We start from the raw sequence: 13,817 nt of genomic DNA, 5'->3' as shown, positions 1-13,817 counted from the left end.
AGTTTTTAACCTTTTTGCATTACTAGCTGAAGGCCCAGCCAAGCCATAAAAATACACACCATCACGTTTAAGATGATATTGAGGGCCATTTTAATAAAGTGACCTTGTTGTAATAACAACAGCGAATCCATTGAAAATGTTGAAAAGGTGGTTAACGCACCTAAAAAGCCAACCCCGATCAGGGCTTTAGCAGGGCTTTCGGCGATTATATCTTTATCTAGTAAACCGTACAAAATGCCCATCAACAATGAACCCAGAATATTAACCGCCAACGTGCCAAAAGGGAATCCCCTACCGAGGAGTTTTAGCATGCTTTCGCTAATAAAAAACCGTAAACACGCTCCTGAGGCTCCGCCAAGGGCGATCATCATATAAAGTTTAATCATTTTCGTATCGTTTAAGTGGGCTTTGCGCGTCGCGCTCTTTTAGGTAATCGAGCTTTTGCTTAATTTTTTGCTCAAGGCCACGATCGCTCGGTAAGTAATACTCCCTACCTTGCATTTCTGGTGGTAAATACTTCTCTCCGGCTGCAAAAGCGCCTTCTTCGTTATGCGCATAACGATACTCAGCGCCATACCCTAAGTCTTTCATTAAGTTGGTTGGCGCATTGCGTAAATGCTCTGGCACGGGGTAACTTGGCTCGTTTTGGGCATCGGCCTTGGCTTGATTAAACGCCATATACACCGCATTACTTTTAGGTGCGCTGGCTAAATAAAGTGTGGCTTGGGCAATTGCGCGTTCGCCCTCGCTTGGGCCAACTCGCTGAAAAATATCCCATGCGTTTAGCGCCACTTCCATAGCGCGCGGATCGGCGTTGCCTATGTCTTCTGTGGCAATGGCAAGTAAGCGCCTAGCTACATATAAAGGGTCGCCACCACCGGCTAAAATACGACAATACCAATACAGCGCGCCATCGGGGGAGCTGCCTCGTACCGATTTATGAAAGGCCGATATTAAGTCGTAAAATTCATCGCCGCCTTTGTCGTATTTAGCTAAATGTGTGGGCAGCACTTGGCTAAGTACGTGCTCGTCTACCTTGTATTGGCCGTTTTGCTCTGTGGTTAAATCAACCGCTTGCTCTAGTAAGTTAAGTACTTTGCGCGCATCGCCACCACTTGCTTGGCACAGTGCTTTTTTAGCGTTGTCGGCAATTACTATGTGCTTTTGGCTTAATTGTTCGTCTTGTTTGAGTGCACGATCTATTACTGTGTATAGGTCGGTATCGGCAAGCGATTTTAAAACATACACACGCGCCCGCGACAAAATAGCGTTGTTAAGAGCAAACGATGGGTTTTCGGTGGTTGCACCTACAAATATAAACGTACCGTCTTCTATATGCGGTAAAAATGCATCTTGCTGAGATTTATTAAAACGGTGTACTTCGTCAACAAACATTAAGGTGCGTTGGCCACGGCTTTGCAGGTTTTCGCGCGCCTGCGTAACGCTGTCGCGAATGTCTTTAACGCCTGCAGTAACTGCCGACATTTGAATAAGCGCAGCATCGGCATGATTAGCTATTATTTGCGCGAGCGTTGTTTTACCCACACCCGGCGGCCCCCACAGTATTAAACTATGACAGCGCCCTGCAACAATTGCCTGATGCAGTGGTTTATCGGCGCTGAGTAAGTGCTGCTGACCAATGTATTCATCAAGCGTTGTTGGGCGCATACGCGCTGCGAGTGGGCGTACATCGGGCCCAAAGTTAAATCCTAAGTTACTCACCGTTACTCTGATCGTCTATTTCAACACCTTCAGGAGGCGTAAATTCAAAGGTGCTTTTATCAAGCAGCGTATTAACTTGTGCATCATTAAAAGTAAACGACGATAACTGCCCTGAATTATCGGTTACCACTAATTTAGCCAAACCTTGCTCGTTACCAGCAAAGGTTATATCTAGCTGCTCTACTTGGCTTTCTACGCCTTTGTTTGGCGTTACGCTAAAGCCGCTATTTGTAGCCAGTACGCTGTATTTTTCCCACTGCGCTGGGTCTTTTGAGGTAAGTAACACAAACGGCGTTGAATCTATAAGGCTGCTAGTTTGCATAATAGTTACTTGCTCGGCAAAACTGTCGAAGTAATATGTTTTATCCCCATTTGATACAAATAATGTATCGTCTGGATTGGTTTGCTGCCAGCGGATCATCATAGGTTGTTGCAGGGCAATTGTGCCCTCGCCTTGCATTACTGCTTGGCCTTGTTTGTCTGTTACTTTTTGCGAGAACTGCGCTTTAAAGCTTTTTAGCGTTGCGAGTTGATCTTGTAATGCTTGGCTGTCGTCTGCAAAGCTTGGCGTAGCAACTAAGCTGCCAAGTACTAATAATAAGGTGTTAAGTTTTTTCATTAATTTGCTCCATTAGGTACTAATACATCGCGAGCGCCATTGTGGCCAGCTGAACTCACGATACCCGATGTTTCCATTTGTTCTACTAAGCGTGCTGCGCGGTTATAGCCAACACGTAATTTACGTTGCACAGACGACACCGATACTTTACCGGTTTCAATTACAAACGACACTGCTTCGTCGTATAGCGGATCGTTTTCTTCATCTGCGTTTTCGCTGGCTTCTCCCGGTAATAAAATATCCTCGTTCGCGTCGCCATTAAGTATTTCGTCTATGTAATTTGGTTTAGCACGGGCTTTCCAGTCGTTTACTACTGCGTGTACTTCGTGGTCGTCTACAAACGCGCCATGCACACGCTCAGGAACACTTGTACCTGGCGGTAAATACAACATATCACCCATACCTAATAAATTTTCGGCACCTTGTTGGTCAAGTATAGTGCGCGAATCTATTTTACTCGATACCTGAAACGCCATACGCGTTGGTATATTTGCTTTAATTAAACCGGTTATTACGTCTACCGATGGGCGCTGTGTTGCCAGTATTAAATGAATACCTGCGGCACGTGCTTTTTGCGCAATACGGGCAATTAGCTCTTCTACTTTTTTACCTACAATCATCATCATGTCGGCAAATTCGTCTATTACTACCACTATACTAGGTAGTTTTCCAAGCTCATCTGGGCCATCTTTCATGCCATCGGTGTCTTTAAATAATGGGTCCATTATTGGGTAGCCTGCTTCTTTGGCTTCAAGCACTTTTTGGTTATAACCTTTTAAGTTACGTACACCCAAAGCCGACATTAGCTTATAACGACGCTCCATTTCGCCTACACACCAACGCAGTGCATTAGCGGCTTCTTTCATGTCGGTAACTACTTCACACAATAAATGCGGAATACCTTCGTATACCGAAAGTTCAAGCATTTTAGGGTCAATCATGATCATACGTACATCGTCAGGCCCCGATTTGTACAGTAAGCTTACTATCATCACATTAACGCCCACTGATTTACCCGAGCCTGTGGTACCGGCTACCAGTAAATGTGGCATTTTACCAAGGTCGGCACATACCGGCTCCCCGGCAATATCTTTACCTAATACCATGGTGAGTGGTGATGGGTTTTGCTCAAATTTAGGGGCGTTTATTACTTCTGATAAACGCACTATTTCGCGATACTTGTTAGGCAGCTCTATGCCTACATAGGTTTTACCCGGAATAACCTCAACCACACGTACACTAATTGCTGAAAGCGAACGGGCTAAATCTTTTGCTAAACCGGTAATTTTAGACACCTTTATACCGGGTGCTAAATCTAGCTCAAAGCGCGTTACAACTGGCCCTGGGTATACTGCTACAACCTTTGCTTGTACGTTAAAGTCGAGCAGTTTTGTCTCTACTAGTCGCGATACTGTATCGAGCTCTTCTTGCGAAATAGGGTTTTTAGCTTTGTCGGGTCTGTCGAGTAAATCTAGCGATGGTAATGGCCCTAGTGGCGGCTCTTGATTAAGTAATTGTTCAAATTTTTCTTTGGCTGTTGGCGGCGGCTGATACGCAGCTTTTGGCTTGTTCATTGGCCTTGCTGGCGATACTACTGTAGTTACAGGCTTTTCTGGCTCTACTACTGGGCTCTGATCAAGTGCATTAAGTGCAGCTTCTGTATCCATTGGATCGTCATCTATGGCGCTAAAGCCAATTTCTTGATCGAGAATATCGTCTAGCTCGTCAAACGGCATAAATTCGTCGCTAATTTGCGGCTCATTAAATGGCGTTTGCGGTTTGTTAATTGATTTTTGTTTATTTACTTTTTTGCTATTTGTTTCATCGGCTTGCTCGTTGGCGTCTGGTTCAAATTGTGCGTCTATTTGCTGATTATCATTACCCGCTAAACGCTCTCGGTTTAGCCAGCCTTTTACATAATTGCTTATGTAACGATAAAAACGAACGATTAAATCACCTAAATAATCAACAAAATCAACCCACGAAACGCCCGTTAATAATGTTAAACCGGCAAAAAAGAAGCACAATAATAGTATTGAAGTACCGGTAAAGTTAAATGCTGGCATCATTGCCGATTCAATCACATCGCCCACTACCCCGCCTGATGAAAAGTTATAAATATCATCAAAATTAATGCTGCTAATAGCGGTAGCTGAGGTAATAAATAAAGCAAAACCAATAACACGCAATGCTAAGGTGGTGTAGTCGAGTTGTAAAATTCGGTGCGGTTGTTTAAATAATAAATAACCAAATATCTGAATTGCGGCCGGTACTAAATAAGCCAACCAGCCAAAAGTGAGTAATAATATGTCAGCAATCCATGCACCCGCAGCGCCAGTAATGTTTTTTACTTCGCTAAAGCTAGTTTGCGACCATGCAGCATCCGCCGGATCAAAGCTGATTAAGGCACATAAAATAAATATTGCTGTAAAAGTGCTGATTATCAGCCCTGTTTCTAATAGCCTTTGCACACCGTTTAGGCGCATAATTCCCTATTCCTCTTTATTATTTTTACACTCACTTAGCAGTGGAATACCTTAGCAGGAAATGTATTTTGTTGCACTTTATCTTAACCTTGATGGCCTGATTATGAACAAGTTTTTATAATTTAAACTTATATTATGCGAAACTAATTATAAATTACTATATTAGCCTATAAATAACACACATATTGTAAATCAGCTTAAGCAACATAGGGGCGAATAATTACGCCTTCCTCGCCTTTTACTTCTTCCATTACTACATAAGTACGACTTTCGCTAACATTGGGTAACTTTAAGAGTATATCGCCCAGTACTCCTCGATATTCTGACATGTCGTTTACCCGCGTTTTAAGTAAAAAGTCAAAATTACCCGATACTAAATGGCACTCTATTATTTCGTTATGCTTTTTAACTGCAGCACTAAATTCGTCAAATACATCTGCCGATGTTTTAGTAATAGTTACCTCAACGTATACCGATAAACCTTGGCCAAGCTTAGCCGGATCGACCACAGCCTTGTAACCAAGTATATAACCTTCTCGCTCCAACTTTTTTACACGCTCTAAACAAGGTGTCGCACTTAAGCCAACTCGTCGGGCCAGTTCCACATTAGATAACCGCCCATCCTGTTGTAATTCCACTAATATTTTGCGATCTATTCTATCTAATAGTGTATGCATACTCACCTAGTTTATTATTCTGTTTAAAAGCCAAAAACAGATATTATCACTATAATATGTTAAAAAAAAGGTAAGACACACTAGCAACTCATGAATATAATAGTGAAAAAACTTATCCCGTTCTAACAAGGCAAAATTATGATTATAGGTGTACCTAAAGAAATTAAAAACCATGAATACCGCGTAGGTATGGTTCCTGCTAGTGTTCGTGAGCTCGTTAATCACGGCCACCAAGTATTAGTGGAAACAGATGCGGGTATGGGCATTGGCTTTACTAACGACGATTACGTACAAGCCGGTGCTGAAATTTTAGCAACACCTGCTGATGTATTCGCAAAAGCCGAGATGATAATTAAAGTAAAAGAGCCACAAGCGATTGAGCGTGCCATGCTGCGCGAAGATCAAATTCTTTTCACTTACTTACACCTTGCCCCTGATTTACCACAAACTGAAGACCTAGTTAAAAGCAAAGCAATTTGTATTGCATACGAAACAGTCACAGACTCTCGCGGTGGCCTTCCTCTTTTAGCACCTATGAGTGAAGTAGCAGGTCGTATGTCTATTCAAGCGGGCGCACAAGCGCTTGAAAAAATAAATAAAGGCAGTGGTATGTTACTTGGTGGCGTACCGGGCGTTGAGCCAGCTAAAGTAGTTATTATTGGCGGCGGTATGGTTGGCCGTAGCGCTGCACTTATGGCGGTTGGTTTAGGTGCAAACGTAGTAATACTTGATCGTAACATTGACGTATTACGCGCACTAGACGCACAGTTTGGCAACAAAGTACGCGCTATTTACTCAACTGCCGACGCACTTGAAAAACACGTACTGGAGGCCGATTTAGTAATTGGTGGTGTACTTATTCCAGGTGCAGCTGCACCTAAACTAGTAACTGCTGCGCACATTAAAGCCATGAAACCAGGCTCTGCAATTGTTGACGTTGCCATTGACCAAGGTGGCTGTATTGCCACCTCTAAAGCAACTACCCATGCAGATCCTACGTTCATTGTTGATGACGTTGTTCACTATTGTGTTGCTAATATGCCGGGCGCTGTGCCACGTACTTCTACGTTTGCACTTAACAATGCAACCTTGCCGTTTATTATTAACCTTGCAAACAAAGGTTATAAAAAGGCATTGCTTGACGACGCTCACTTCTTAAAAGGCTTAAACGTAATAAAAGGCCAAGTAACTTACAAAGAAGTAGCACAAGCGTTTAACATGGAATATGTTGATCCTCGTACTGCGCTAGAAAACGTTTAATTTAGCGTAAAGCACTCAAGCATTAATTTACTTGAGTGCTTTAAACTTTAGAGTAAACATTAGTGCAAACAAAAAAGCAGCTATTAGCTGCTTTTTTGTTGTATAGATTTTAAATTTTATAAGGTTACTTATATAAAACGTTTAATTATAAAATCTACTTTTACACGTTTTGCTTGGCCAAGTAACTTTTTAACCGCTTGCGGATAATCGTCCATGGTTTCTAAATCATCTGGGCCAGTTAAACGGCGACAGTGCTGCAGAATTTCTTGCTTTTCGTTGTCAATATCTTGCATTATTGTTTGTTGTGGATCTTCAATTAAAATACCATTTTCAACATCTAGTCCCCACGCCCGCGGGTTAAGGTTATGACCACTGAGTAAATGTACTTTTCTGTCTGAACAAATGCCTTTTAAATGAAACGAATTACTGTCGTGCTTCCATAGATAAACGTTTAAATTACCGTTATCAATATGGCGTTTTTGTGTTTTAACAAATTTATGCAAAATAGTTTCGTATAAATACGGCAACGCGCCTATTTTACTAAATGGCTCGCTAGGCGGTACATAAAAGTCGTTAGCCGTTTTATCGCCCACTACAATAGTGACTTGCTTACCTTGTTTTAATAAGCGGCGTAATGAGCGCATTAACGGCGCCGGAAAATTAAAGTAAGGCGTATACAACACTAGCTCTTGCTCGGTGGCGTCAAACATGGTTTTAATTAAACGATTAAGTTCGTTATTGCGTCGCCCTAATCCTAAAAACAAACGAATACCTAAGGACTGAGTATTATGCAGCTCGGCGCTGTTATACCTTGCTGTTTTTAAATCACGCATTAATTGCTTTTGATCTAATCTAAAATCATTAAGCTTTGGCAGCGGGCGGCTATCAATACGCGGCACTGCATTTGAGCTAAGTAATGTTGTTTCAATAAAGTCTATTACAGCATCGCACAATGCGTTTTGCGTAACTAAAAAGTAACGATCGAGGCGATAACGGTCGTTATACTCTAAATACACATTATTTATACTCGCGCCGCTATAAAGCAAGGTGTCGTCAATCACAAAACCTTTTAAATGCAATACGCCAAATAACTCTTTCGCTTTTACTGGTACGCCGTATACCTGCACGTTCGATTGAAACTTTTCGAGGTAATCACAATATAAACTGGCATTCCCCTCAGATTTTTCGGCACCAATAAGGCCACGTTGCGCGCGATGAAAATCTACCAGCACTTTTATTTCAAGCGCTGGGTTAGCTAATGACACCTGGTGCAGTGCCTCTAAAACTTCACGTCCGGCTTCATCATCTTGTAAATAAAGCGTGGTTATATAAATTCGTTTTTTTGCGTTGGCAATTAAACGTAGCAATTGCGTACGGTACTCTTGCGCATTGGTTAAGACGTTAAGGTCTTTTGAAGTCAACCCAAATGCGGGTTTTTCCTGCCAAAATAACATAGTTGCCTATTCACTTAGGTCACATAATCTTTCAGTGACAAATCAAAATTAGGTAAAACATATCAAAAAAAATCAAACCGGTCATGAATTAACGCAGTTTTGTTGCGTATTAGTCTGTTTATTGAACTAATTTTACTTATTAGACATAAATTACTCCATTTTAAGTACACAATATTGCACAGCTTTAAAATTTGTTAAAAAAATTAATCACGGATTTTGTTTACTTCCTGCTTGTTTTTCTTAGAATCGAGCGCATTACAGAGTGAATTAAACGTTTAGGAAAAAACCATGACTGAAGCAAAACATTGTAAGTTACTTATTTTAGGCTCAGGCCCCGCTGGTTACACTGCCGCAGTTTACGCAGCCCGCGCAAATTTAAACCCAGTATTAATTACTGGTATGCAACAAGGTGGCCAATTAACCACCACTACCGAAGTAGAAAACTGGCCTGGCGATGCGCATGGCTTAACTGGTCCTGCGTTAATGGATCGTATGAAAGAGCATGCTGAGCGCTTTGAAACTGAAATTATATTTGATCACATAAATAAAGTAGACGTGTCTAAACGCCCTTTCACTTTAACTGGCGACCAAGGCACTTACACCTGTGACGCACTTATCATTGCAACAGGCGCGTCTGCTAAGTACCTAGGCTTAGAGTCAGAAACAAATTTTCAAGGCCGTGGCGTATCTGCGTGTGCGACCTGTGATGGTTTTTTCTATAAAGGACAAAAAGTAGCGGTTGTTGGCGGCGGTAACACAGCTGTTGAAGAAGCGCTTTACTTATCTAACATTGCCGATGAAGTGCATGTAATTCACCGTCGTGATAGTTTCCGTAGTGAAAAAATACTAGCCGACCGCCTTGCTGAAAAAGCAGCAAACGGTAATGTGGTAATGCATTACAACCGTACGCTTGACGAAGTATTAGGTGACCAAATGGGCGTTACCGGTGTGCGTATTAAAGATGCAAACTCTGATGCAACCGAAGAGTTAGACCTAGCGGGCGTATTTATTGCTATTGGCCATAAGCCAAATACCGATATGTTTGTTGGCCAACTAGAGATGAAAGACGGCTATATAATTGTTGAGTCGGGCCTTAATGGCAACGCTACACAAACTAACGTACCAGGCGTATTTGCCGCTGGTGATGTGTCGGATCATATTTACCGCCAAGCAATTACTTCAGCCGGAACAGGTTGTATGGCAGCATTAGATGCTGAGCGCTTTTTAGATAATCTATAAGCTGTTAAGTGTTTAGTGAAAAAGGCTGATAAATCAGCCTTTTTTTATGTCTAAATTATAGTTACACTTTTGTTATTCGTTTTTATTGAAGTATTGTATGAAAAAGCAGCTGTACCAGCTAAGTAATACCGATATAGCATTTCCACCTATAGAGTGCGCTCTCGACTCCCCCGACGGTTTACTCGCTATTGGTGGCGATTTAAGTTTAGCGCGGCTAAGTAACGCTTATAATAATGGTATATTTCCGTGGTTTAGCGAAGACGAGCCAATAATGTGGTGGTCGCCCAGTGAGCGCGGCATTGTAGAGCTCGATAATTTTCATATTAGTAAAAGCCTGCGCAAGCATTTAAAAAAGCACCCGGTCACCGTTACTATAAATAATGCCTTTATTGAAGTGATTGAAGCATGCTGCGAGCAACGCATTGATACCGATGGTACGTGGATAACCTCTGACATGCTCACTGCGTACATTAACGCCCATAACGCAGGCATTGCTCATAGTGTAGAAGTGTGGCGCGAGGGAGAGCTTGCAGGTGGCTTATATGGCATTATGCAAAATGGTGTTTTTTGTGGCGAGTCGATGTTTCATCATCAAACAAACTGCTCTAAGCTGGCTATGTGGGCGTTGGTTAATTGGCTTAAGCGCCATAACGCGCATTTTATTGATTGTCAGCTCGAAAACCCCTATTTAATGTCATTAGGGGCGACAGTGATCCCACGCCCTGCATTTTTAGCTAAACTACACGCAGCGCAAAATTATAAAGTAGACCCTGCTATGTGGATACCACAGGAGCTTAACGCTATTTATGAATGAACATATTCCTGCACGCGCTGGTTTAAGCCAAGAGTTTGCTTGTAGTTATTTACCCAACCGCCAAGAGCAGTTGTTGGTCATTCTTGATCCAAGTTGCTACAGCAGCGATAAATTTGAGTCTTTGCTGGCGTTAGGTTTTCGTCGCAGCGGTAACCAAATTTACCGCCCGCACTGTCCAACTTGCAGCGCATGTAGCTCTGTACGTGTATTAGCACAAGAGTTTATTGAGACAAAATCGCACAAACGTAAACTAAACAAAGCAAAAACACGCTTTGAAGTTAAATATTCTAACCAAGAGCGCCCGCAATACTACGCGCTGTACAGTAAATATATTAGTTTGCGCCATCAAGACGGTAGTATGTATCCTCCTGATAAAACACAGTTTCAGAGTTTTTTATTATGCAGTTGGTTAAACATCACTTTTATAGAACTTTGGGATCAAGATAATTTAGTTGCAGTTGCCGTAACTGATTGTATGGACAAGGCTATTTCAGCTATTTATACTTTTTTTGACCCCGACTATGAGCAGTATAGTTTGGGTACTGTGATGATTTTACAGCAGCTAATATTTGCTAAAGCACAAAATAAGCACTACGTGTACTTGGGCTACCAAATAGACGAATGTCCTAAAATGAACTACAAAACGCAATTTTTACCGGCGCAAAAACAAGTCAAAGACCAGTGGTTGACTATTTAATTTGCAAAAATAGCCGCTGCGCCTTTACTTATTGGCGTATTTTGGGCAGAATCTGCAGCGTTTAACTATTAAAGAGGTGTTACGCTAAACATGGCGAAAGAAGACGTAATCGAAATGCAAGGGACAGTCCTTGATACTTTACCAAATACAATGTTCCGAGTTGAGCTAGAAAATGGTCACGTAGTTGTGGCTCATATTTCAGGCAAAATGCGCAAAAACTATATCCGTATTTTAACCGGCGATAAAGTAACGGTAGAAATGACTCCTTACGATTTATCGAAAGGTCGTATCGTATTCCGTGCTCGCTAAGTAAGTGCGTAAACGAGATTTAGTTTTTGGCTAGTGTTTCACTAGCTTTAAGCGTTTATTAAATGTAATTGATGGATATTAACTAGCAATTACATTTAATAAACAAAAAACCCAGCCTTGCTGGGTTTTTTGTTGTCTATAAAACATTAAATAAAAAGGCCTGCTTTTTAAAAGCAGGCCTTTTTATTTAACTCATTTAGCGCATATTAAACTAAGCGGGTGTTAAATCACTTTGATAATCAAAGCGAATTTTTTTATCTTTAACCGATACTTTAACCGTACCGCCTTCAACAAGTTCACCAAAGAGTATTTCGTTGGCTAATGGTTTTTTAAGCTGCTCTTGGATAATACGTGCCATAGGACGTGCCCCCATCGCTTTGTCGTAACCTTTGTCAGCCAACCATTCTCGTGCTTTAGCACTTAGCTCAAGATTAACTGACTTTTTATCCAGTTGCGCTTGAAGCTCTACAATAAACTTATCAACCACAAGTAAAATAACGTCTTTATCAAGGTGATTAAACCAAATAATGTTATCTAAACGGTTTCTAAATTCTGGTGAAAATACTTTATTAATTTCACCCATTGCATCGTGTGTATGGTCTTGCTCGCTAAAACCAATTGACGCACGCGTTGTTTCTTGCACGCCCGCATTGGTGGTCATTACCACGACTACATTTCTAAAATCGGCTTTGCGGCCGTTATTATCAGTTAATGTACCGTGATCCATTACTTGCAGCAATATGTTGTAAATATCTGAGTGCGCTTTTTCAATCTCATCTAACAGTACTACCGCATGCGGGTTTTTAATTACCGCTTCAGTGAGTAACCCACCTTGCTCAAAACCAACATAACCTGGTGGCGCACCAATTAGTCGACTTATTGCATGGCGCTCTACGTACTCCGACATATCAAAGCGAATAAACTCAACACCCATACATTTAGCTAGCTGTTTAGTTACCTCGGTTTTGCCTACCCCTGTTGGGCCTGCAAATAAGAACGACCCTACCGGTTTTTCTTCGTTGGCTAAACCAGAGCGCGATAAGCGAATAGCTGATGTAAGCGCATCAATAGATTGATCTTGCCCAAACACCAACATTTTTAAATTGCGGTCTAAGTTTTTTAGCGTTTCTTTGTCGCTAGATGACACACTTTGCGGTGGAATACGCGCCATTTTAGCCACAATGTTTTCTATATCGGCAACGCCAATGGTTTTTTTACGTTTAGAGCTAGGCAGTAAACGTTGGCTTGCACCGGCCTCGTCAATTACGTCAATTGCTTTGTCGGGCAAATGGCGTTCATTAATATATTTTGCACTTAGCTCTGCCGCTGCTTTTAATGCTTTTTGCGTATAACGAATGCCATGGTGCGCTTCGTAACGCTCTTTTAAACCATTTAATATTTTAGTGGTATCGGCAACACTCGGCTCAAGCACATCAATTTTTTGAAAGCGACGTACCAAAGCACGGTCTTTCTCAAAAATATTTTTGTACTCGTTATAAGTTGTCGAACCCATACAGCGTAATTGCCCGCTAGAGAGTAGCGGCTTAAGTAAGTTTGATGCATCCATAACTCCACCCGATGCCGCGCCGGCACCAATAATAGTATGAATTTCATCAATAAATAAAATAGAACCCGGTTGTGCTTGCAACTCTTTTAGTAAGCTTTTAAAGCGTTTTTCAAAATCGCCACGGTACTTAGTACCTGCCAATAATGCGCCCATATCAAGCGAGTAAACAACTGCATCGGCAATTACTTCGGGTACTTGCTTATTTACAATACGATACGCTAAGCCTTCTGCAATTGCTGTTTTACCAACACCTGCTTCGCCTACTAATAGTGGGTTGTTCTTTTTACGACGACACAACACCTGTACAGTACGCTCTACTTCACTATCGCGCCCTATTAATGGGTCAATGTGGCCTTCGAGCGCTTGTACGTTTAAATTAGTGGTAAAGCTGTCGAGCTTGCTTGCTTCTTCGCTTTGCACTTCTTGTACGTCTTCGTGAATATCGTCGGTGTCATCGCCTAATTCATCATCGCCTTTGGCAATGCCATGCGAAATAAAATTAACAATATCGAGACGTGATATGTCGTGTTTTTTAAGTAAATAGACTGCTTGGCTTTCTTGTTCAGAAAAAATAGCCACCAGCACGTTTACGCCTGTCACTTCGTTTTTACCCGATGATTGCACATGAAAAACAGCACGTTGCAATACACGTTGAAAACCAAGTGTTGGCTGAGTTTCACGCTCTTCTTCTAAATCTGGAATAACCGGCGTGGTTTCGTTAATAAACTCAAGGAGTTCAGTTTTTAACTCTGCAACATTTACTGCACAGGCACTTAGCGCTTCCCCAGCAGATGGATTGTCCAAAAGCGCAAGTAAAAGGTGTTCTACCGTCATAAACTCATGACGACGTGTACGCGCTTCGCGAAACGCGCTGTTCAAAGTAAGTTCTAAATCTTTATTTAGCATTGGCAACCCCTTACAGAGATAATAATTTTATACCATTACAATCGAACGAAAGATCATTCGCTTGGTA

12 protein-coding genes are annotated in these 13,817 nt (G+C 41.7%); 5 read left to right on the top strand and 7 right to left on the bottom strand.

Features of this window, described 5'->3' with window-relative positions:
- Positions 1 to 5 precede the first annotated feature (5 nt).
- From crcB to lrp, 5 genes are all read right to left on the bottom strand, one after another.
- Positions 6 to 386, bottom strand: a complete 381-nt coding sequence (crcB, locus tag AAEY55_RS03375; protein ID WP_041454454.1) for a fluoride efflux transporter CrcB — start codon at positions 384 to 386, stop codon at positions 6 to 8.
- Complete coding sequence (locus AAEY55_RS03370; RefSeq protein ID WP_086998673.1) at positions 379 to 1,722, bottom strand: replication-associated recombination protein A; 1,344 nt, start codon at positions 1,720 to 1,722, stop codon at positions 379 to 381. The genes crcB and AAEY55_RS03370 overlap by 8 nt, the downstream gene beginning before the upstream one ends.
- On the bottom strand, positions 1,715 to 2,341 hold the full coding sequence (lolA, locus tag AAEY55_RS03365; protein ID WP_350550064.1) for an outer membrane lipoprotein chaperone LolA: 627 nt from the start codon (positions 2,339 to 2,341) through the stop codon (positions 1,715 to 1,717). Before lolA ends, AAEY55_RS03370 begins: the two co-directional genes overlap by 8 nt.
- On the bottom strand, positions 2,341 to 4,827 hold the full coding sequence (locus AAEY55_RS03360) for a DNA translocase FtsK 4TM domain-containing protein (protein WP_350550061.1): 2,487 nt from the start codon (positions 4,825 to 4,827) through the stop codon (positions 2,341 to 2,343). Before AAEY55_RS03360 ends, lolA begins: the two co-directional genes overlap by 1 nt.
- Before the next feature lie 197 nt (positions 4,828 to 5,024).
- Positions 5,025 to 5,504, bottom strand: coding sequence for a leucine-responsive transcriptional regulator Lrp (lrp, locus tag AAEY55_RS03355; protein WP_011328394.1), 480 nt, complete (start codon positions 5,502 to 5,504; stop codon positions 5,025 to 5,027).
- Positions 5,505 to 5,642: 138 nt separating this feature from the next.
- On the opposite strand from lrp, the gene ald reads away from it, so the two are divergent.
- Positions 5,643 to 6,764, top strand: coding sequence for an alanine dehydrogenase (gene ald / locus AAEY55_RS03350; protein ID WP_011328395.1), 1,122 nt, complete (start codon positions 5,643 to 5,645; stop codon positions 6,762 to 6,764).
- Between the two features lie 128 nt (positions 6,765 to 6,892).
- Here the strand turns inward: ald and pssA are convergent, their stop codons facing one another.
- Complete coding sequence (gene pssA, locus AAEY55_RS03345; RefSeq protein WP_011328396.1) at positions 6,893 to 8,218, bottom strand: CDP-diacylglycerol--serine O-phosphatidyltransferase; 1,326 nt, start codon at positions 8,216 to 8,218, stop codon at positions 6,893 to 6,895.
- Positions 8,219 to 8,506: 288 nt separating this feature from the next.
- Between pssA and trxB the strand changes: the two genes are divergently transcribed.
- From trxB to infA, 4 genes are all read left to right on the top strand, one after another.
- A complete protein-coding gene (gene trxB / locus AAEY55_RS03340; protein WP_350550058.1) occupies positions 8,507 to 9,457 on the top strand; it encodes a thioredoxin-disulfide reductase in 951 nt (316 codons plus the stop codon).
- Between the two features lie 97 nt (positions 9,458 to 9,554).
- Positions 9,555 to 10,271: a leucyl/phenylalanyl-tRNA--protein transferase gene (aat, locus tag AAEY55_RS03335; RefSeq protein WP_011328398.1), complete on the top strand. Its 717-nt coding sequence runs from the start codon at positions 9,555 to 9,557 to the stop codon at positions 10,269 to 10,271.
- The gene (locus tag AAEY55_RS03330) at positions 10,264 to 10,968 is read left to right on the top strand and encodes an arginyltransferase (RefSeq protein WP_041454455.1); all 705 of its coding nucleotides are present in this window, start codon (positions 10,264 to 10,266) and stop codon (positions 10,966 to 10,968) included. The genes aat and AAEY55_RS03330 overlap by 8 nt, the downstream gene beginning before the upstream one ends.
- Positions 10,969 to 11,058: 90 nt before the next feature.
- Complete coding sequence (infA, locus tag AAEY55_RS03325; RefSeq protein WP_002962494.1) at positions 11,059 to 11,277, top strand: translation initiation factor IF-1; 219 nt, start codon at positions 11,059 to 11,061, stop codon at positions 11,275 to 11,277.
- A gap of 211 nt (positions 11,278 to 11,488) precedes the next feature.
- Here the strand turns inward: infA and clpA are convergent, their stop codons facing one another.
- Positions 11,489 to 13,750, bottom strand: coding sequence for an ATP-dependent Clp protease ATP-binding subunit ClpA (gene clpA / locus AAEY55_RS03320; RefSeq protein ID WP_011328400.1), 2,262 nt, complete (start codon positions 13,748 to 13,750; stop codon positions 11,489 to 11,491).
- Positions 13,751 to 13,817 lie beyond the last annotated feature (67 nt).

The organism is Pseudoalteromonas sp. 120-MNA-CIBAN-0494, from assembly GCF_040308885.1.
GTDB lineage: Bacteria > Pseudomonadota > Gammaproteobacteria > Enterobacterales > Alteromonadaceae > Pseudoalteromonas > Pseudoalteromonas nigrifaciens.
Note: the sequence above shows the minus strand (reverse complement) of the source record. Positions and strands in the feature narration are given on the sequence as shown.

What these genes read in the sequence shown, in the direction of transcription:
- crcB (WP_041454454.1), bottom strand. Translation starts at nt 386, where the DNA reads ATGATTAAACTTTATATGATGATCGCCCTTGGCGGAGCCTCAGGAGCG.
- lolA (WP_350550064.1), bottom strand. Translation starts at nt 2,341, where the DNA reads ATGAAAAAACTTAACACCTTATTATTAGTACTTGGCAGCTTAGTTGCT.
- AAEY55_RS03360 (WP_350550061.1), bottom strand. Translation starts at nt 4,827, where the DNA reads ATGCGCCTAAACGGTGTGCAAAGGCTATTAGAAACAGGGCTGATAATC.
- lrp (WP_011328394.1), bottom strand. Translation starts at nt 5,504, where the DNA reads ATGCATACACTATTAGATAGAATAGATCGCAAAATATTAGTGGAATTA.
- ald (WP_011328395.1), top strand. Translation starts at nt 5,643, where the DNA reads ATGATTATAGGTGTACCTAAAGAAATTAAAAACCATGAATACCGCGTA.
- pssA (WP_011328396.1), bottom strand. Translation starts at nt 8,218, where the DNA reads ATGTTATTTTGGCAGGAAAAACCCGCATTTGGGTTGACTTCAAAAGAC.
- trxB (WP_350550058.1), top strand. Translation starts at nt 8,507, where the DNA reads ATGACTGAAGCAAAACATTGTAAGTTACTTATTTTAGGCTCAGGCCCC.
- aat (WP_011328398.1), top strand. Translation starts at nt 9,555, where the DNA reads ATGAAAAAGCAGCTGTACCAGCTAAGTAATACCGATATAGCATTTCCA.
- AAEY55_RS03330 (WP_041454455.1), top strand. Translation starts at nt 10,264, where the DNA reads ATGAATGAACATATTCCTGCACGCGCTGGTTTAAGCCAAGAGTTTGCT.
- infA (WP_002962494.1), top strand. Translation starts at nt 11,059, where the DNA reads ATGGCGAAAGAAGACGTAATCGAAATGCAAGGGACAGTCCTTGATACT.
- clpA (WP_011328400.1), bottom strand. Translation starts at nt 13,750, where the DNA reads ATGCTAAATAAAGATTTAGAACTTACTTTGAACAGCGCGTTTCGCGAA.